General features: G+C 72.3%; 22 protein-coding genes. 13 read left to right on the plus strand and 9 right to left on the minus strand.

The window, feature by feature from the left end; translation table 11 throughout:
• Positions 1 to 43: 43 nt before the first annotated feature.
• Positions 44 to 982 (minus strand): aldo/keto reductase, encoded by a 939-nt coding sequence (locus tag AB0I29_RS20090; protein WP_357484826.1) that lies wholly within the window; start codon positions 980 to 982, stop codon positions 44 to 46.
• A gap of 115 nt (positions 983 to 1,097) precedes the next feature.
• On the opposite strand from AB0I29_RS20090, the gene AB0I29_RS20095 reads away from it, so the two are divergent.
• Positions 1,098 to 1,718 carry a TetR family transcriptional regulator gene (locus tag AB0I29_RS20095; RefSeq protein ID WP_357484829.1) on the plus strand — a complete coding sequence of 207 codons (621 nt, stop codon included), beginning with the start codon at positions 1,098 to 1,100 and terminating at the stop codon, positions 1,716 to 1,718.
• 25 nt (positions 1,719 to 1,743) lie between these two features.
• Here the strand turns inward: AB0I29_RS20095 and AB0I29_RS20100 are convergent, their stop codons facing one another.
• Both AB0I29_RS20100 and AB0I29_RS20105 read right to left on the minus strand, forming a co-directional pair.
• Complete coding sequence (locus AB0I29_RS20100; protein WP_357484832.1) at positions 1,744 to 2,085, minus strand: hypothetical protein; 342 nt, start codon at positions 2,083 to 2,085, stop codon at positions 1,744 to 1,746.
• Between the two features lie 42 nt (positions 2,086 to 2,127).
• Positions 2,128 to 2,715 carry a DUF4291 domain-containing protein gene (locus AB0I29_RS20105; RefSeq protein WP_357484835.1) on the minus strand — a complete coding sequence of 196 codons (588 nt, stop codon included), beginning with the start codon at positions 2,713 to 2,715 and terminating at the stop codon, positions 2,128 to 2,130.
• A 292-nt stretch (positions 2,716 to 3,007) separates the two neighbouring features.
• Between AB0I29_RS20105 and AB0I29_RS20110 the strand changes: the two genes are divergently transcribed.
• The 3 genes from AB0I29_RS20110 (at position 3,008) to AB0I29_RS20120 (ending at position 4,892) form a co-directional block, all read left to right on the plus strand.
• A complete protein-coding gene (locus AB0I29_RS20110; protein WP_357484838.1) occupies positions 3,008 to 3,658 on the plus strand; it encodes a hypothetical protein in 651 nt (216 codons plus the stop codon).
• A 199-nt stretch (positions 3,659 to 3,857) separates the two neighbouring features.
• Positions 3,858 to 4,313 carry an NUDIX domain-containing protein gene (locus AB0I29_RS20115; RefSeq protein WP_357484841.1) on the plus strand — a complete coding sequence of 152 codons (456 nt, stop codon included), beginning with the start codon at positions 3,858 to 3,860 and terminating at the stop codon, positions 4,311 to 4,313.
• A 63-nt stretch (positions 4,314 to 4,376) separates the two neighbouring features.
• Positions 4,377 to 4,892 carry a GNAT family N-acetyltransferase gene (locus tag AB0I29_RS20120; protein ID WP_357484844.1) on the plus strand — a complete coding sequence of 172 codons (516 nt, stop codon included), beginning with the start codon at positions 4,377 to 4,379 and terminating at the stop codon, positions 4,890 to 4,892.
• Between the two features lie 108 nt (positions 4,893 to 5,000).
• Here AB0I29_RS20120 and AB0I29_RS20125 read toward each other — a convergent pair whose 3' ends face one another.
• Complete coding sequence (locus AB0I29_RS20125; RefSeq protein ID WP_357484847.1) at positions 5,001 to 6,155, minus strand: GTP-binding protein; 1,155 nt, start codon at positions 6,153 to 6,155, stop codon at positions 5,001 to 5,003.
• Positions 6,156 to 6,281: 126 nt separating this feature from the next.
• On the opposite strand from AB0I29_RS20125, the gene rpmB reads away from it, so the two are divergent.
• The 6 genes from rpmB to rpmF are packed head-to-tail and all read left to right on the plus strand — an operon-like array spanning position 6,282 to position 7,662.
• Positions 6,282 to 6,518 (plus strand): 50S ribosomal protein L28, encoded by a 237-nt coding sequence (gene rpmB / locus AB0I29_RS20130; RefSeq protein WP_285106740.1) that lies wholly within the window; start codon positions 6,282 to 6,284, stop codon positions 6,516 to 6,518.
• Entirely contained in the window at positions 6,518 to 6,823 is a 306-nt protein-coding gene (gene rpsN / locus AB0I29_RS20135; protein ID WP_357484850.1) for a 30S ribosomal protein S14, read from the plus strand. Before rpmB ends, rpsN begins: the two co-directional genes overlap by 1 nt.
• Positions 6,824 to 6,881: 58 nt before the next feature.
• Positions 6,882 to 7,004, plus strand: a complete 123-nt coding sequence (gene ykgO, locus AB0I29_RS20140) for a type B 50S ribosomal protein L36 (RefSeq protein WP_020013141.1) — start codon at positions 6,882 to 6,884, stop codon at positions 7,002 to 7,004.
• A 17-nt stretch (positions 7,005 to 7,021) separates the two neighbouring features.
• On the plus strand, positions 7,022 to 7,324 hold the full coding sequence (locus AB0I29_RS20145) for a type B 50S ribosomal protein L31 (RefSeq protein ID WP_357484855.1): 303 nt from the start codon (positions 7,022 to 7,024) through the stop codon (positions 7,322 to 7,324).
• Positions 7,324 to 7,491, plus strand: a complete 168-nt coding sequence (rpmG, locus tag AB0I29_RS20150) for a 50S ribosomal protein L33 (RefSeq protein ID WP_285106734.1) — start codon at positions 7,324 to 7,326, stop codon at positions 7,489 to 7,491. The genes AB0I29_RS20145 and rpmG overlap by 1 nt, the downstream gene beginning before the upstream one ends.
• Positions 7,492 to 7,494: 3 nt before the next feature.
• Positions 7,495 to 7,662: a 50S ribosomal protein L32 gene (gene rpmF, locus AB0I29_RS20155; RefSeq protein ID WP_357484859.1), complete on the plus strand. Its 168-nt coding sequence runs from the start codon at positions 7,495 to 7,497 to the stop codon at positions 7,660 to 7,662.
• 121 nt (positions 7,663 to 7,783) lie between these two features.
• Here rpmF and AB0I29_RS20160 read toward each other — a convergent pair whose 3' ends face one another.
• Together AB0I29_RS20160 and AB0I29_RS20165 are read right to left on the minus strand one after the other, a co-directional pair.
• The gene (locus AB0I29_RS20160; protein WP_357484862.1) at positions 7,784 to 9,055 is read right to left on the minus strand and encodes an ATP-grasp domain-containing protein; all 1,272 of its coding nucleotides are present in this window, start codon (positions 9,053 to 9,055) and stop codon (positions 7,784 to 7,786) included.
• A 119-nt stretch (positions 9,056 to 9,174) separates the two neighbouring features.
• The gene (locus AB0I29_RS20165; protein WP_285107070.1) at positions 9,175 to 10,584 is read right to left on the minus strand and encodes an MFS transporter; all 1,410 of its coding nucleotides are present in this window, start codon (positions 10,582 to 10,584) and stop codon (positions 9,175 to 9,177) included.
• Positions 10,585 to 10,844: 260 nt separating this feature from the next.
• On the opposite strand from AB0I29_RS20165, the gene AB0I29_RS20170 reads away from it, so the two are divergent.
• Positions 10,845 to 11,369, plus strand: a complete 525-nt coding sequence (locus AB0I29_RS20170; protein WP_357484865.1) for a VOC family protein — start codon at positions 10,845 to 10,847, stop codon at positions 11,367 to 11,369.
• Here the strand turns inward: AB0I29_RS20170 and AB0I29_RS20175 are convergent.
• Positions 11,366 to 12,262, minus strand: coding sequence for a LysR family transcriptional regulator (locus AB0I29_RS20175; protein ID WP_357484868.1), 897 nt, complete (start codon positions 12,260 to 12,262; stop codon positions 11,366 to 11,368). The two genes, AB0I29_RS20170 and AB0I29_RS20175, sit on opposite strands and share 4 nt — an antisense overlap.
• Before the next feature lie 81 nt (positions 12,263 to 12,343).
• Between AB0I29_RS20175 and AB0I29_RS20180 the strand changes: the two genes are divergently transcribed.
• Entirely contained in the window at positions 12,344 to 13,648 is a 1,305-nt protein-coding gene (locus AB0I29_RS20180; protein ID WP_357484871.1) for an MFS transporter, read from the plus strand.
• Between the two features lie 127 nt (positions 13,649 to 13,775).
• On the opposite strand, the gene AB0I29_RS20185 is transcribed toward AB0I29_RS20180, so the two are convergent.
• Together AB0I29_RS20185 and AB0I29_RS20190 are read right to left on the minus strand one after the other, a co-directional pair.
• Positions 13,776 to 14,276, minus strand: a complete 501-nt coding sequence (locus AB0I29_RS20185) for an SRPBCC family protein (RefSeq protein ID WP_357484874.1) — start codon at positions 14,274 to 14,276, stop codon at positions 13,776 to 13,778.
• A 1-nt stretch (position 14,277) separates the two neighbouring features.
• The gene (locus AB0I29_RS20190) at positions 14,278 to 14,637 is read right to left on the minus strand and encodes a metalloregulator ArsR/SmtB family transcription factor (RefSeq protein ID WP_285106722.1); all 360 of its coding nucleotides are present in this window, start codon (positions 14,635 to 14,637) and stop codon (positions 14,278 to 14,280) included.
• 177 nt (positions 14,638 to 14,814) lie between these two features.
• Between AB0I29_RS20190 and AB0I29_RS20195 the strand changes: the two genes are divergently transcribed.
• Entirely contained in the window at positions 14,815 to 16,071 is a 1,257-nt protein-coding gene (locus tag AB0I29_RS20195; protein ID WP_357484878.1) for a sialidase family protein, read from the plus strand.
• Positions 16,072 to 16,081: the final 10 nt, after the last annotated feature.

Consider the following 16,081-nt stretch of genomic DNA (forward strand, 5'->3'; position numbering starts at 1 on the left):
CGGGCACCACGAGGCGCCGCCCGCCGCAGGCGCCAGCACGAGATCAGCGCCCCCGGCTGCCCGCCCCGCCGTCGGGCGCGATCTCCGCGATGCGCGCGAGGTCCTCAGCGGTGAGCCGCACCTGCGCGGAGGCGTTGTTCTGGCTGACCCGGCCGGCATCGCGGGAGCCCGGGATCGGCACCACGTAGTCCCGCTGCGCCAGCAGCCAGCCGAGCGCGAGCTGCGAGAGCGTGATCCCCTTGTCCGCTGCGACCTCGGTCAGCCGGCGTGCGATCTCCACGTTGGTGCCGAAGTTCTCCGGCGCCCACCAGCCGATCATCTGACGCACGTCGCTCGCGTCGAGCTCGTTCCGGGGCCGGACAGCGCCACTGAGGAAGCCGCGGGCCAGCGGCGAGAAGGCGACGAACCCGATGCCAAGCTCCTCCAGCACCGGCAGCAGCGGCTCCGAGTCGCGGGCGAAGATCGAGTACTCGTTCTGCAGCACCGAGATCGGATGCACGGCGTGCGCCCGGCGGATCGTGTCCTCGTCGGCGTTCGAGAGCCCGAGGTACTTGACCTTGCCGGCCTCCACGTACTCCTGCATCACGCCCACGACGTCCTCGATCGGAACGGCCGGGTCGGGGACGTGCTGGTAGAGCACGTCGATCGTGTCGACGCCGAGGTTCTTCAGGCTGTTGTCGACCACCTCGCGGATGTGCTCGGGACGCGAGTCGGAGCCGTACGTCGACGTGAAGCCGAACTTCGTCGCGATCACCACCTCGTCCCGGATCGGCGCGAGCGCGTGGCCGAGCAGCTTCTCCCCCACCCCCCAGCCGTACAGCTCCGCGGTGTCGAAGAAGTTCACACCCTCGTCGTGGGCGCGACGGATCGCCGCGATCGACTCGGTGTCGTCCGTCGGCCCGTAGGCCATCGCCGTCCCCATCGCGCCGTAGCCCAGTGCGGAGACAGTCAGACCCTGCGTGCCCAGCGTGCGTTGCTCCATGGTTCCCACTCCTTGGTCGAGGTTCGGGTCCGAGAACCCGGCTCGAACCCGAGTGTCAGCATACGCCGCTTCTGTCAGAGCCTGACACAAGTGACATCAGCGCTACTCTGAGGGCATGTCGAGCACGACGAGCAGCAGACCGAGCAGCGGCCAGAGCCTGCGCGAGATCAGCCGCGACGCCGTGCGCGCGCGCATCACCGAGATCGCGCTCGAGCTGTTCGCCGAGCGCGGCTTCGAGCAGGTGACCGTCGAGCAGATCGCCGCTGCGGCGGGCATGTCCGCGCGCACCTTCCACCGCTACTTCCCCGCCAAGGAGGACGTCGTCATCGGCGACCCGGCGCGCGGCGGCGAGTTCGTGCGCGACGTCCTGGCCGGCCGCCCCCAGGACGAGCCCGTCTGGGACTCGCTCCGCATCGCCTTCGAGGCGCTGGTCAGCCAGGCGCCCCACCGGGGCGGCGACGACGACCGCGGCAAGCTCGCCATGCGCGTGCTCGTCAGCGCAGCGTCGCTGCGCGCCCGCAGCCTGGAGAAGCACCTCCTGTGGGCGCGCATGCTCACACCGCTCGTCGCGGCCCGCCTGCCCGACGACGACGCCGCGTTCCGCGCCGAGATCATCGTCCAGTCGGCGCTCGCCTGCTTCGACGTCGCCCTCACCACCTGGGCGAACGCCGACGACGGCACCACCGCGAGCGAGCTGCTCGACCGCAGCTTCGCGACGCTCCGCCCGCAGGTCTAGCGCCGCACGCCCGGAACAGCGGGCGTCAGCGGAACTCCGCCACGACCTCGATCCGCCCCACGATGTTGGCGTTCAGCTCGCCCAGGTCCGCCGCGGGGATCCAGTACTCGAGGATCGTCCGCCCGCCGACCTGCTGGACCTCGTAGCGGTCGAGGAACTCCGTGGCGACGTCGAACCGCGTCACGTAGCCCACACCGCTGGCTCGGACGTTCCAGTCGCGCGCGATGCGCGTGGCGTAGCCCTCGTTCAGCACCGGGTAGAAGATCGGCTGGTCCGGCAGCCGCGGCGGCCAGGCGCGCCAGCCCGACTCCTCGACCAGGGCCAGCTCACGCGGCCCGGTCGGTCGCCACAAGGTCGTCGTCGTCATGGGCGGGATCGTGGCACGGCGGGCCCCTGCGCACCGAGGGCTTTATCCGTCCGCCCCGATCCGTGCCGCCACGTCCGCCGGCAACGTGTACGGCGTCTCCTGCGGCAACGCGGGCGAGCCGCCCGCCATCAGCTCGGCGCGCCAGGCGCGGACCTGGTCGGTGACGTCCTCCAGGCCGACCACCCACTCGTCCACGTAGGCGTCCACGGCCACGCCGCCGATCCCGACCTGCAGGGACCGGTGCTCCAGCGCACGGCCCGACGGCGTCCGCTCCGGGTCCCACTGCACCCGCACCGGGCTGGACGCCTTCTGCGCGGCCCAGGCCGCGGCGTCGTCGTGCAGCGAGCGGTCGAAGTGGCTCAGGGCGGCCGTGCGGAGAGCCTGCTCGAAGCCGGTGCGCGACATGCGCACCGCGAGGACCCGCTCCTGGCCGGGCTTCGTCGCCCAGCCGCAGCGGTACATCATCCAGCAGAACGACGGCTTGACCCAGGTCATCCGCTCGCGCTTGAACGGCGGCACGAACAGGCCGGCCCGCAGGGCGGCGTCGGCGATCGCGGGCGGGTAGGCCTGATAGACGGTGATCGTGTCGGCGTCGTGGACGGCCCGCACCTGTCGCTTCGGAGTGCTCATCGGCGGCGACGGTACGCACCCGGGCGGCGTCGAGCCAAGGCAATTGTCCTGCCCCGGAACCACCCGGGCGGCTTCCAGGCAACCACGAGATATCACCGTTGTGATGTCGGGGTTACGGCTATTAATGACGACCTGTCGCAGAGTTCGGTCCTGGAATGTCTTGTTTCATTCCGGGTGTTCCAGGTCACGTTCCGATTGACAGGATGAAAACCCCGTCTGACGCTATTTCGCGGTGAACCCACGCCTGCGTGCAACACCATTGTTCCGGCGGAGCGATTCGAGGGGAAACACAATGATCCGAGGATTCCGTGTCATCAGTCGGGCGGGAACGGTGCTGGCCATCTCGGCCGGCCTGGTCTGCACGGCAGCAACAGGTGCGAGCGCGATGGTGCAGCCGGGGGCCTACCTGCCCGCGGCCCACCTCATCGGCGCGACCGATCCGGTCGACGCCCCGGCAGCCGACGCTCCCGTCGACGCCCCAGCAGCCGACACCCCGGTCGACGCACCGGTGCCCGACGTTCCCGTCGACGCACCCGTGCCGGACGTTCCTGTGGACGCACCGGTCCCTGACGTACCGGTCGACGCACCGGTGCCCGACGTTCCCGTGGACGCGCCCGTCCCCGACCTTCCCGTCGATGCTCCGGTGCCTGACCTGCCGGTCGACGCACCCGTGCCGGATCTGCCCGTCGACGCACCGGTGCCCGACCTCCCGGTCGACGCCCCGATCGACGACCTCCCGGTTCCGGACCTCCCGGTCGACGACCTCCCCGTGCCGGACCTTCCGGTCGACGACCTCCCGATCCCGGAGCTCCCGGTCCCCCTGCCGACCGGCGGCCTCCTGAGCTCGCTGCTGGACGCGGTCGGCGGCCTGCTCAGCACCCTGCTGGGCGCCCTCGGCGGCGGGCTGCCCGTCCCGCTCCCCGTCCCGCTCCCGGCCGGATGAACATGACGCTGACGCCAGCGCCGTGAGAAACGACTGAGATACACGGTGAGGCCCTTTTCCGGAGTTCCGGGAAAGGGCCTCACCGCATTTTGAACAATCGTCCAGAAAGGTTGAACAATCGTCCGGAGAAGCATCCGCCGGCGCGCCGGACGGACGCGCCGAGATCGTGCGTGAGCGGCCGGTGCGGTAGGACGGTCCCATGCTCAACACCCGCTCCCCCGAGGAGCCCTACCTGGTCGAACGCAATCCGGGGTACTTCGAGTACCAGCTCCCGGTCTCGGTCAAGGCGGTGATCGGCTGGCGTGGTCGGCTCCCCCTCCTGCGCAACGAACGCGACGAATGGGAGCTGCCCGGCGGCAAGCTCGACCTCGGCGAGGATCCGGCGCAGTGCCTGGCCCGCGAGATCCAGGAGGAGCTCGCCTGGGACGTCACGGTCGGCGACCCCGTCCACAGCTGGGTCTACCGCGTGTTCCCGCACCGCCACGTCTTCGTCCTGACGCTCCTCGCCGAGTACGACGGCGACGCCGCGCCCACCTTCAGCGACGAGCACAAGGAACTGGTCCTCGTCACGCCCGGCGAGGCCGACGCCCTGAACCTGCCCTCCGGCTACCGGACGGCGATCCGGCTGGCCGTCAAGCGGGGACACTTCCGGTGAGGACGACGGCCGCGGTCCGACGCCCGGGCGCCGGTCCCACCGGGCGTCGGATACCTTGAGCCCGTGCCCGACCTCCTGATCGCCCAGCGCCACTCGGCTCATCTCGACCGGGTCGTCGAGGCGCTGCGGCAGGTGCACGAGAGCGACGGCTACCCCATGGTCTGGCCCGACGACCCGGTCGCGTGGCTCACTCCGGCGGGGTGGATCGGGGCATGGGTCGCGCTGGCCGACGGCGTCGTGGTCGGCCACGTCATGCTCGTCGCCGCGGACGGCGTCGAGCACATTGAGGAGCTCGCGGCCGCCGCGCGGACGTCCGTGACCGGGCTCGCCGGCGTGAGCCGCCTGTTCGTGACGCCGAAGGCGCGCGGCTCCCGTATCGCCTCTGCCCTGCTGGAGCGCGTCGAGGACACGCCCACGCGGCGCGGACGGCGGCTCGTGCTCGACGTCGTGGACGACTGCGGGCCGGCCGTCCGCCTGTACGAACGCCTCGGCTGGGTGCGGGTCGCGTCGGGTCCGGCCGCCTGGACCGGCCCCGACGGCGTCCGCCCGCGGACGGCCGCCTACCTCTGCCCCCGCTGACCACCGCCCCGCACAGACCCGTTGAGTGCTGGGTATTCGCCCCTCCAGCGCCTCCGGAAGGGCGAATATCCAGCACTCAACGGGGCGGGCGGGCGGCGGGCGGGCGGGTCAGGCGGTGCGGGCGCCCAGCCAGGGGGCCAGGTGGTCCTCGCGCCACAGCCACTCGACGCCGGCGGCGGCCTCCTCGGGCGTGCACAGAGCCGCGTGGAACGCCTCCCGCAGGCGGCGCCGCTCGTCGTCCGGCCCGGAGTCAGCGACCCCGACCACCACGATCCGGGTGTGCGGCGGCGTACCCGCGCAGACCTCCGACCACGGGCCCAGGTCGCCGACCGCGAGCTGACCGCCCGCACCGTCCCACAGGCAGGCGAGCCCGGGCCGGTCGGCCACGTGGAAGACACCGCGGGCCCGCAGCCCGCCCGCGCCGAGCGACTCGATGTGCTCCAGCAGCCGCTCCGGGTGGAACGGCAGGGGTGAGCGCAGCTCCAGCGTCCAGCTCCGGTCGTCGGGCACGCCGCCCGGACCGGTGACGACGACCGCCCCGAGCGGGTGCGCCCGGTGCTCTGCGCGAGCCGGCGAGTGCGTGGCGGCGGCGAGCCCGGCGGCCGTGAGGGCGTGCAGCCCGTTCACGCGGCGCGTCCCGGCGCCGCGCAGCCGGTCCAGCAGGCCCGACGCCGTGGGCGGCAGCGAGACGCCGGCGAGCCCGGCCGGCGAGCCGTGCGCCACCACGAGGTCCGCCTGCTCGATCTGAGCCGCGAGCGCCTCCCCCACCGAGCGCTCGTCGCCGCTGGTGAGGCCGATGCCGCGTTCGAGCAGGGTGTCGTCGCCGAGCAGGTCGTGCTGGAGGGTGTCGGCGTCGACCACGGTGAAGGACGTGGCGATGCGCGTGTGGTCGAGCGCGCCACCGGGTGCGGCCACGGCCGCCAGCGAGCGGGCCGCGGGCAGGGGTTCGGCGCTGATGGGGAGCGCGAGCAGCACGTGGGACCAGCGGCCGTCGCGGGCGAGGCGCGCGATGGTGGGGACGGCGTCCTCGCGGACGGCGCAGGACAGGCAGGCGTGCTCCAGCGGCACCAGCACGTCCTCGATGACGCCGGTGGCGTCGAGGACGACGCGCCGCAGGTGGTCCTCGTAGATGTCGTGCCGGGCGGCGACGACGCCGGGTGTGTCGGTGAGCAACCCGAACAGCGCGGAGTCGCGCAGCACGGGGTCGATGGTGGCCAGGACGCTCACCGGGATGATTCCGCGGCCGTCTCCGGTTCGGTACATGCTGCCTCCTCGCCCGGGGGGCTGCCCCCGGAATAATTGATAACCGTTCTCAGTTCTGGTTCACTGTAGCGCGATATGAGAACGGTTCTCACCAGCGGCGGCCAGTCCGTCGCGACAGGAGGTCATGTGTCAGCCAGATGCCAGGTGCTGGGCACCGTGCCGGGGTTCGGCCACTCGATTTCGCACTCCCACGTGCGGACCAAGCGGCGGTTCGACCCCAACATCCAGAAGAAGCGCTACTGGGTCCCGTCGCTCGGCCGCAACGTCACGCTGCGGGTGAGCACCAAGGGCATCAAGACCATCGATCGCAAGGGCATCGACGTCGTCGTCGCCCAGATCCTGGCCAGAGGGGAGAAGGTCTGATGGCCAAGAAGTCGAAGATCGCCGCCGACGAACGGCGGCGCGAGCTCGTCGCCCGGTACGCCGAGCGCCGCGCGGAGCTACGCCGCACCCTCCGCAGGCTGGACCTGCCGGCCGAGGAGCGCCAGGCTGCCGCCGCGGAGCTGTCAGGTCAGCCGCGTGACGCCAGCCCGACCCGGCTGCGCAACCGCGACGCCGTCGACGGACGGCCCCGCGCGTACTCGCGGAAGTTCGGGCTGTCCCGGATCCGCCTGCGCGAGATGGCCCACCGGGACGAGCTGCCCGGGGTGACCAAGTCGAGCTGGTGAGACCGGCCGGCACCCCCGACGGCCCCGCCGTCGCCCACCCGCTACGAAGGAGTGACACATGAAGGTTCGCGCATCACTGCGGTCCCTGAAGGACAAGCCCGGCGCCAAGGTCGTGCGCCGGCACGGCAAGACGTTCGTGATCAACAAGCTCAACCCGCGCTGGAAGGCGCGCCAGGGCTGAGGACAAGGAGACAAGCCATGAAGCAGAACCTTCACCCCACCTACGGCCCCGTGGTCTTCCGGGACGCGAGCGCCGGTTTCACGTTCCTGACGCGTTCGACGCTCGCCGGCAGCACGGACTCCGGTCCGGGCCGCCCCACGGCGACCATCGAGTGGTCCGACGGCCAGACCTACCCCGTGGTCGACGTCGAGATCAGCAGCGCCAGCCACCCGTTCTGGACCGGTTCGGCCCGCGTGGTCGACACCGCCGGACGCGTCGAGAAGTTCCGGCAGCGCTACGCCAAGCACAACAAGAGCAGCGACAGCAAGGGTGGTAACTGATGGCCTCGCGTACCGACCTGCGACCCGTGATCAAGCTCCGCTCGACGGCGGGCACCGGGTTCACCTACGTGACCCGCAAGAACCGGCGCAACGACCCCGACCGGCTCGTGCTGCGCAAGTTCGACCCCGTCGCGCGGCAGCACGTGGACTTCCGCGAGGAGCGCTGATCGATGACGGTCCCCAAGCGGAAGATGTCCCGGTCGCGGACCCGGTCGCGGCGGGCGCAGTGGACGGCCCAGGTGCCCGACCTGGTCGCGGTGACCGCGGACGGGCGCCAGGTGCGCATCCCCGCGCGGCTGGTGCCCGCGGTCCGGCGCGGCCTGATCGTCCCCGACTGATCGCGCACGACTGATCACCCACGACTGATCACGGTCCGCACGCATCCCGCGGAACCACGAACGCCCCAGCGCCTCCCGGCGCCGGGGCGTTCGTCGTACATGAGGGCGGCACGGCCGCGGGTCAGCGCGCGAGCGCGCCCGCCTCGACCCGGACGTCGACCCCGGCCGCGAGCTCGTCGGCCCAGCCCTTGGCCGCGTGCCCGGTCGGGTCCGCGACCAGCACGTGCCCGATCCGCTCGTTGTTGTCGCCCGGCCGCACCTCGCGGCCGGGTGCCGGCGTCTCGTGGCCGAGCACGCGCTCGTCGTCCGCCAGCCGCTGGGCGCCCCGGACCTCGCGCACGACGCCGTCCGCCGGCGCGAGCAGGAACGTCACCGCCGCGCTGGTCGCGGCCGACGGGCCGGGCACCGGCTCGCGCCCGAGCGCCAGGTCCACCAGCACCCGCAGCGGGTTGAATCCCGTCACGAGACGCACCAGCTCGAAGATGTACCCGCCGCCCTGGCGCGGGTTGAGCTCGATCAGCCGGGGTCCGGCCGCGGTGAGCCGCACCTCGGTGTGGCTGATGCCGTGCGTCAGCCCGACGGCGTCGAGCACCGCGACGACGTGCGCCTCGATCGCCTGCTGCTCGCCGGGCGCCAGCGGGGCCGGGAACAGGTGCCCCGACTCGACGAAGCCCGACCCCGCCTCGACGCCGGGTTCGGCGACGGACTTGGCGGTGATGCCGAGCACCCGCGTCACGCCGTCGCGGGTCACCGACTCGACGCTGTACTCCGGGCCCTCGAGGACCCGTTCGAGCAGCGCCAGCCGCTCCAGCGGCTGGTCCCGGGTGTTGTGCTCGGGACCGGTCGCCTCGGCGAAGGCCACGGCCAGCCCGGCCTCGTCGACCACCTTGCGCACCGACGTGCCGGAGTTCATGTCGACCGGCTTGACCACGAGCGGGTAGCCGAGGCTCGCGGCCTCCTTGCGCGCCTGGTCCCACGTGGCCGCCACGGCGAACGGGACGTCGGGCACTCCCCCGGCCGCGAGCGCGTGCCGCACCAGGTGCTTGCGCGTCGCGGTGCGCAGCACGTCGGCGGGCGCCCCGGGCAGGCCCAGGCCCTCCGCGACGTGGGCGACGGCGGGCAGGTAGTAGTCGCAGGTCGTCAGCACGCCGTCGACCGGCCGGCGCGCGGCGAGCTCGCGCGCCGCAGCGAGCAGGGCGTCCTCGTCGTTGGTCTCGGCGACGACCACCTCGGCCGCGAGCGCCAGGACCGGGTGGGGTGCGCCGTCGGGCAGCCGGTAGAGGCCGGGGTCGCGGGTGATCAGCACGTACACGTGGCCGGCGTCGCGCAGGAGGGGCGGGAGCATCAGGCCGGTCGACTGGAGCCAGCTCTCGATCATCAACAGGTTCGCCACGTCAGCACGCTCCGTGCGTGCGAACGCGAACGAGAGTCGTTCTCAACATGGCGCACAGCCTGCCATGCCGACGACGCGGCGGCCTGCCGGAGAGCGCTGATCCGCAGGGCGTTGCCCCGCTACAGCACCCCGTCCGGCAGGGCCGGGTGCTCGTCGACGGGCGGCTTCGGCCGCGGAATCAGCAGCGCCAGGACCGTGCACACGAGCGCCGCGAGGAGGCCGAGCAGCAGGGCCGTGCGGAACGCGTCGCCGGACGGCACCGGGACGCCGTCGTACTGCGCGCCGCCCGCGGCGAGCACCCCGCCCACGACGGCGGCGGCCGACGTCGTGCCCAGGGATCGCATCAGGGTGTTCAGCCCGTTCGCGGCGCCGGTCTCGTGCGACGGCACGACCTGCATGATCAGGGCGGGCATCGCCGCGAACCCCAGGCCGATGCCGACGCCGACCACGATGTTGACGACCAGCACGTGCCACACGTCGAGGTCGACCACGACGGCGATCACGTAGGAGACCGCGATGACGGCGGCCCCGGACGCGAGCAGCGGCTTGGCCCCGAAGCGGTGCGCGAGCCGCCCCGAGACCGGCGACATCGCGAGCATCACCAGGCCGGACGGCATGAGGATCAGGCTGGCCTGCATCAGGGTCAGCCCCAGGCCGCCCGCCGCCGTCGGCAGCTCCAGGAGCTGCGGGAACACCACGTTGGAGGCGAACAGCGCGAAGCCCATCGCGATCGAGGCCAGGTTGGTGAACAGCACCGTGCCGCGCGCCGTCACCCGCAGGTCCACGAGCGGCTCCTCGATACGCAGCTCGTACCAGCCCCACACCAGCAGGACCACGAGACCGCCGAGCAGGAGCCCGAGCGTGCGCGGCGATCCCCAGCCCCAGTCGTTGCCGCGCGAGACCGCCAGCAGCACCCCGGTCAAGCCCACGGCGAGGCCGAGCACGCCGACGACGTCGAGCCTGCCGCCCGTGCGCAGCGTGCTGACGGGCACGACCCACGCGACCAGCACCAGCGCGAGCAGGCCGATGCCGGCCGCCACCCAGAACACCACGTGCCAGTCGTAGCGCTCGGTGACGAACGCACTGATCGGCAGGCCGAGCGCGCCGCCGACGCCCAGCGTCGCGCTGACCAGCGCGATCCCCGACCCGAGCCGGTCGCGGTGCAGAACGTCGCGCAGGATCGAGATGCCGAGCGGCACCACGCCCATGCCCATGCCCTGCAGTGCTCGCCCGACGATCAGCAGCACCACGGACGGCGACAGCGCCGCGACCACCGAGCCCAGCGCCAGCAGGCCGAGCAGCGCGAGCGCGACCGTCTTCTTGCCGTACATGTCACCGAGCCGCCCCGAGATGGGCGTGCAGATGGCCGCCACCAGCAGGGTCACGGTGATCACCCAGGCGGTGACGTCACGCGAGACGCCCAGGAGCACCGGCAGCTCCGCCTGGATCGGCAGCAGGATCGTCTGCATGAACGACGCCCCCATGCCGGCGAACGCGAGCACCGCGATGACCACACCCGGCCTCGGCATGCGGGTGAGCCGGGAGCGGTCGCCAGGGGGAAAGCGGAATCTCATGTGGGGCAGACGATCCTTCGACGAGGGGACGTGCTCGGCGCGCGTGGGTAGCCCGCAGCACGGGCTCCGCGCGGCGCGAGGGGGATACCTGCACCTTACATAGTTGCCCGCGCGAACCACGCGGTCCGGCGCCTCGTCTCCGGTGCAGGACAGGAACTGACCTCTTCCCGGCCTACCGTCGTCGTATCAAGCAAACCGCCCCGAGAGGACCAGTCATGCCCGAGCAGACCAGCGCCGCCCCCGCCGGATACACGTCCGTCGCCCCGTGGGTCGTCACCGACGACACCGGGGCGTTCCTCGACTTCGTCACGCAGGCGTTCGACGGCGAGGAGCTGGCGCGCGTCGCGACCGAGGACGGGCTGATCGGCCACGGCGAGATCAGGGTCGGCGACACGGTTGTGTTGGCGTTCGACCGGCGCCCCGAGTGGCCCGTCATGCCGAGCCTGCTGCGCGTGTTCGTGCCGGACGCCGACGCGGCGTTCGACCGCGCGGTCACCGCGGGCGCCGCCGTCGTCACCGCGCTGGACGACAACGCCTTCGGCCAGCGCGGCGGACGGGTCAGGGACCCCTTCGGCAACATCTGGTGGGTGGTCAGCCACGTCGAGGACGTCCCGGAGGACGTGATGTGGCAGCGGTTGCAGGACCCGGTCTACGCCGAGGGCATGCGCGTGGCGCAGGCCACGCTCGACGCCGAGCTGAGCGGCCGCGAGCAGGGCCGCAGCAGCGCTCCCGTGCGCTAGCCGGCAGCCGGCTCGCCGCGCCCACCGCGCTCCAGCTCGGCGGCGAGCGCCGCCGCGGCCGCCGACAGCGGACGGCTCGCCGAGTGGGCCAGGCGCACCGTCCACGTCAGCGCCGGCTCGACGTCGAGCGCGACGAGCTGCGGGTCCGGCGACACGGCGGACGCCGGGACGAACATGACGCCGAGCCGCTCGCGCACCAGCGCCTGGCCGAGCTCGAAGTCGGTCGCCTCGGTCTGGATCGCGCGGCGCAGGCCGGCGGCCGCGAAGGCGCCGTCGACCACCGCGCGGTTGCCCCAGCCCACGGGCGAGTCGATGAAGGCCTCGTCCGCGATCTGCGCGAGCCGCACCGAACCCGCTCCCGCCAGCGGGTGGGAGCGGTGGCAGACGAACCGGATCGGCTCGCTGTCCAGGTAGCGCAGGCGCATCCCGGGGACGGTCTCGCCGGCCGTGGAGACGAGCGCGAGGTCGAGGTCGCCGCTGCGCACGGCGTCGAGGCTGCCCCGGGAGCCGGTCGCCGTCTGCCGGGCGTGCACCACCACGGCGGGGTGCGCGCGCCCGAAGGCGGCCAGCAGGCTCGCCAGGTCGAAGCCGGCGAGGTGGTTCATCATGCCGAGGCTCACCGTCCCGGCGACCTGCCCGCGCGTGGCGGCGACGGCGGCCCGGGCGGCGTCCAGCGCCGCGAGCACGTCCCGTGCCCGGGGCAGCAGCGCCTCGCCCTCGGGGGTGAGCGCGATGCGGCGGCCCCGGGTGAACAGGGCACAGCCCAGCTCGCGCTCGAGCTGTCTGACGGCGGTGGACGCCGCGGACTGCACCACCCGGGCGCGCTGCGCACCGGCGGTGAAGCTGCCCGTCTCGGCGATCGCCACGAAGTACCGGAGCTGATGAGGCTGCACCAACTCACTATCGCAGATCGCGATAACTGGCTTCGCAAAGATTCGTTGGACACGATCAGTCGGGCTCGGCACGATCGAGGCGTGACACTCTCGACCAGCACCACACCGCCGTCCGGCACGCAGGCCCGGCCCGAGCCGGCACGGGCGGCCCGCACCCAGCCCTCGCTCCCCGCGGGTGACACCCGCCCGCGCCGGCACCACGCCCGCGGGTTCTGGATCATCGCCTACGTCTTCGCCGTGACGATGGCCTTCGCCGGCGCCCCGGCCCCGCTGTACGTGATCTACCAGGAGCGGGAAGGCTTCGGTCCGCTGGCGGTCACGTTCGTCTTCGCCGCGTACGCGGTCGGCGTCATCGCCGCGCTGTTCCTCGCGGGCCACCTGTCCGACCGGTTCGGACGCCTGCGCCTGATCGCCCCCGCGGTGCTGCTGAACGTGCTCGCCGGGCTGGTCTTCCTGACGTCGACGGACCTCACGCCGCTCCTGCTCGCCCGCCTCGTCTCGGGCTTCGGCATCGGCCTCCTGACCGCCACCGCGACGGCCCACATGACGGAGCTGCACGCCGCCTCGCGCGCCGCGGCGGGCAGGCCCGCCGGCCGGCACGCCGAGATGATCTCGACGGCGGCCAACCTGGGCGGCATCGGCCTCGGTCCGCTCGTCGCCGGCCTCCTGGCCGACGTCGCCCCCGCTCCCCTGCGCACCCCGTACCTGGTCCTGCTGTTCGCGCTGGTCGTCGGGCTGCTGCTGATGACACTCGTCCCCGAGACCGTCGACGCCGTGGGCGAGCCCTGGCACTACCGGCCGCAGCGCGTGACGGTGCCGGCCGAGTCCCGCGGCCTGTACACGGGCGCCCTCATGGCCGGCTTCGTCAGCTTCGCGATGTTCGGGCTGTTCACCTCGCTGGCGCCGTCGTTCCTCGCCCACGACCTGCACGTCACGTCCCACACCGTGACGGGGCTCGTCGCGTTCGCCGTGTTCGGCTCCGCCGCCCTGGCCCAGATCGCGACGGGCCGGCGCAGCACCCGGGCGCAGCACACGCTCGGGGTGACGCTGCTGGCCGCGGGTCTCGTGCTCATCGTCGGAGCGATGCTCACGGCGATCTTCCCGGTGCTCGTGGTCGGCGGGATCGTCACCGGGGCCGGTGCGGGCACGCTGTTCAAGGCGGGGGTCGGCACGGTGGTCTCGGTCGCGGCCGGCGGGTCGCGCGCCGAGGCCCTCGCCGGGCTCTTCCTCGCGGCCTACGCCGGCATGTCGCTGCCGGTCGTGCTGCTCGCGGTCCTCCTGCGCGTGGTCCCGACGTCGGCCGCCGTGCTCGCCTTCGGGGTGCTGATGCTCGTGCTGCTCGCCGCGGCGTCGGCCCTGCTGCGCTCGGGCCGGCGTCCGGCGTAGGCCTGCTCACCTTCGAGGCCCGAGTTTCTTCGCTTTGACACCGGTCAAAGCGAAGAAACTCGGGCCTCGAAGGTGATGCGGTCGCGGACGGTGAGCGCCCGGCCGACGGCGTGGGTCAGCGGCGTGGTCAGGCGGCTGCGAGCTCGACGGCGAGCTCCTCGACCAGGTCGTAGCCCTCCTGCATGCCGCCCTCCATGCCCGTGGCGATGATCATGTCGCGGATCTCCTTGCTGGAGACGATCGTGCGGACGGTCAGGGTGGTCCGTCCGTCGTGCTCGGTGAGCGTGTAGTGGTTCAGGCTGGGCTCGGAGTCCCCGTCGGGCATCCCCTCGAACACCTCCGTGTGCGTCATGCGCTCCGGGGCCTCGATCTCGCGGTACTCGCCGTGGAACGCGACCTCGAAGCCCTCGTTCGCGGTCATCACGTACCGCCACGACCCGCCGACCCGCAGGTCGACGGTCGCCTCGGTCACGGTGCCGCGCTGCCCGGCCCACCAGCGCCTGATCAGCTCCGGCTCGGTGAGCACCCGCCACACCTGACGGCGCGGTGCGTTGAACTCCCGGGTGACCAGGATCTCGGTTTCGGTCGGGAGCGTCAGGACGGCGCTGCCCTTGGTCGTGGTGGTCATGTCAGTCTCCTTGTCCGGTTCCTGCTTCGTCAGCTGCGTCCTCGAGCTCGCCCAGCACGTCGTCGACCAGGTCGAAGCGCTCGTTCCAGAGCCGCTCGTACCGGGCGACCCAGTCGTGGACGGCCTGCAACGGCGCGCCGTTGACCCGGTACAGCCGGCGGCGCCCGTCGTCGCGCACGTCCACCAGCCCCACCTCCCGCAGCACCCGCAGGTGCTTGGACACCTGCGGCTGGGCGAGCCCGAGCAGTTCGACCAGGTCGCCCACCGCGAGCTCGCCGCCGGCCAGGGCGTCGAGGATCTCGCGGCGGCGCGGCTCGGCCACCGCGTTGAACGCGTCGGTCGTGGTCGCTGCTCGTGCCATGGCTCAAACATATACCCATATCGGCATGCGTCAAGACCTGCGCCACCTGGATGGTGCTTTCATCGTTCTGCACCTTTCCTTGACGCCCCGTTGGTTCGGAATGCAACGTTGTGCCCGGTCGGCCGAGCACGATCTGCCCGGCCGGCGTCTTCCAACGAGGTCTGTGAGGGATGGGGCATGACGCTTTCGCGTCGGATGTTTCTCGGTGGAGCGGCCGGTGTGGCCGCGCTCGGACTCACGGGAGTGGGGGTGGCGTCCCCACAGCGGGCGTTCGCCCTGGACCCGGACGGCATGGAGAGCAAGATGCTCTTCGGGGACGCGGAGGCCGGAGCCGCGTCGATCCCCAAGGAGAGCGGCAACGGCAACTACCACTCGTGCCGGATCCCCGCGATCTTCGCGGTCCCGGGGACGAGCGTGGTGATCGCGATCGTGGAGGGTCGCCCGGACGGGAACCTCGACGCCAGCGGTAACTTCAACCTGCTGCTGCGGCGGTCCACGGACTCGGGTGTGAGCTGGAGCGTCGCGACGGCGCTGGCGGGCGCGGGGTCGCGCAGCTGGACCAACCCGACCCTGGTCCACGACCGGACGACGGGGCAGCTGACGTGCTTCATGCTGCGGCGGCAGGACAGCGCGGACTACCAGGTCGACCCCGACGTCTACATCGCGACGTCGAACGACGACGGCGCAACCTGGACCAGCCCGGTCCTGCGGGCGGACCTGAACCGCACCGCGGGCGGCAACGACTTCATCGGCCCCGGCAAGGGGATCCAGCGCCCGGACGGCACCCTCGTGGTCCCGGCCCGCGGACGCCTGCTCATCAAGGCTCCGGGCGGTGACTGGGCGAGCAGCGGCCTCCCCCAGGGGCTGGCCAACCTCCCGTACGGCGAGGGAACGGTGGCGGAGCGCTCGGACGGACAGCTGATCCTGAACTACCGGGCCCTGGACTCGGAGATCACGGACGGCGGCACGTTCCCCCACACGCGCCGGATCGCGATCGGCAACCCGGGAAGCTGGCAGCAGTTCGGCAGCGAGTACTGGCGTGCCCAGATCATCGACCCCGGAGCCCACGCGGCCCAGATCTCGCACACGATCAACGGCAACCACTTCCTCATCCACCTCAACTCCGCGAGCCAGACGGTGGGCAACCGTTACCAGATGAAGCTCCGGGCGAGCGCCGACAACGGCGAGACGTGGCCCAACGCCTACGAGCGGTTCCTGAGCACCGACCCTCTGGCGAGCGAGGGAAACCAGGTCGGCGACCTGCGCGAGGGTGGCTACTCCGCGCTGACCTCGACGGGTAGCGGCATCGTCCTCGCGCTCGTCGAGGCACGCCGGGTGCAGACCGCCAACCCGACGATCGCCCAGCTGAACGACTCGCCGTGCGCCGTGGTGCTCCGCCGGTTCGACCCGAGCTGGCTCGTCCCGGCCACCTGACCGGCCGGCC

It is taken from the genome of Promicromonospora sp. NPDC050262 (genome assembly GCF_040655935.1).
GTDB lineage: Bacteria > Actinomycetota > Actinomycetes > Actinomycetales > Cellulomonadaceae > Promicromonospora.

Bases quoted from the DNA above. Each gene is read 5' to 3' on its own strand.
- AB0I29_RS20090 (WP_357484826.1), bottom strand. From the start codon at position 982: ATGGAGCAACGCACGCTGGGCACGCAGGGTCTGACTGTCTCCGCACTG.
- AB0I29_RS20095 (WP_357484829.1), top strand. From the start codon at position 1,098: ATGTCGAGCACGACGAGCAGCAGACCGAGCAGCGGCCAGAGCCTGCGC.
- AB0I29_RS20100 (WP_357484832.1), bottom strand. From the start codon at position 2,085: ATGACGACGACGACCTTGTGGCGACCGACCGGGCCGCGTGAGCTGGCC.
- AB0I29_RS20105 (WP_357484835.1), bottom strand. From the start codon at position 2,715: ATGAGCACTCCGAAGCGACAGGTGCGGGCCGTCCACGACGCCGACACG.
- AB0I29_RS20110 (WP_357484838.1), top strand. From the start codon at position 3,008: ATGATCCGAGGATTCCGTGTCATCAGTCGGGCGGGAACGGTGCTGGCC.
- AB0I29_RS20115 (WP_357484841.1), top strand. From the start codon at position 3,858: ATGCTCAACACCCGCTCCCCCGAGGAGCCCTACCTGGTCGAACGCAAT.
- AB0I29_RS20125 (WP_357484847.1), bottom strand. From the start codon at position 6,155: ATGTACCGAACCGGAGACGGCCGCGGAATCATCCCGGTGAGCGTCCTG.
- rpsN (WP_357484850.1), top strand. From the start codon at position 6,518: ATGGCCAAGAAGTCGAAGATCGCCGCCGACGAACGGCGGCGCGAGCTC.
- ykgO (WP_020013141.1), top strand. From the start codon at position 6,882: ATGAAGGTTCGCGCATCACTGCGGTCCCTGAAGGACAAGCCCGGCGCC.
- AB0I29_RS20145 (WP_357484855.1), top strand. From the start codon at position 7,022: ATGAAGCAGAACCTTCACCCCACCTACGGCCCCGTGGTCTTCCGGGAC.
- rpmG (WP_285106734.1), top strand. From the start codon at position 7,324: ATGGCCTCGCGTACCGACCTGCGACCCGTGATCAAGCTCCGCTCGACG.
- rpmF (WP_357484859.1), top strand. From the start codon at position 7,495: ATGACGGTCCCCAAGCGGAAGATGTCCCGGTCGCGGACCCGGTCGCGG.
- AB0I29_RS20165 (WP_285107070.1), bottom strand. From the start codon at position 10,584: ATGCCGAGGCCGGGTGTGGTCATCGCGGTGCTCGCGTTCGCCGGCATG.
- AB0I29_RS20170 (WP_357484865.1), top strand. From the start codon at position 10,845: ATGCCCGAGCAGACCAGCGCCGCCCCCGCCGGATACACGTCCGTCGCC.
- AB0I29_RS20185 (WP_357484874.1), bottom strand. From the start codon at position 14,276: ATGACCACCACGACCAAGGGCAGCGCCGTCCTGACGCTCCCGACCGAA.
- AB0I29_RS20190 (WP_285106722.1), bottom strand. From the start codon at position 14,637: ATGGCACGAGCAGCGACCACGACCGACGCGTTCAACGCGGTGGCCGAG.
- AB0I29_RS20195 (WP_357484878.1), top strand. From the start codon at position 14,815: ATGACGCTTTCGCGTCGGATGTTTCTCGGTGGAGCGGCCGGTGTGGCC.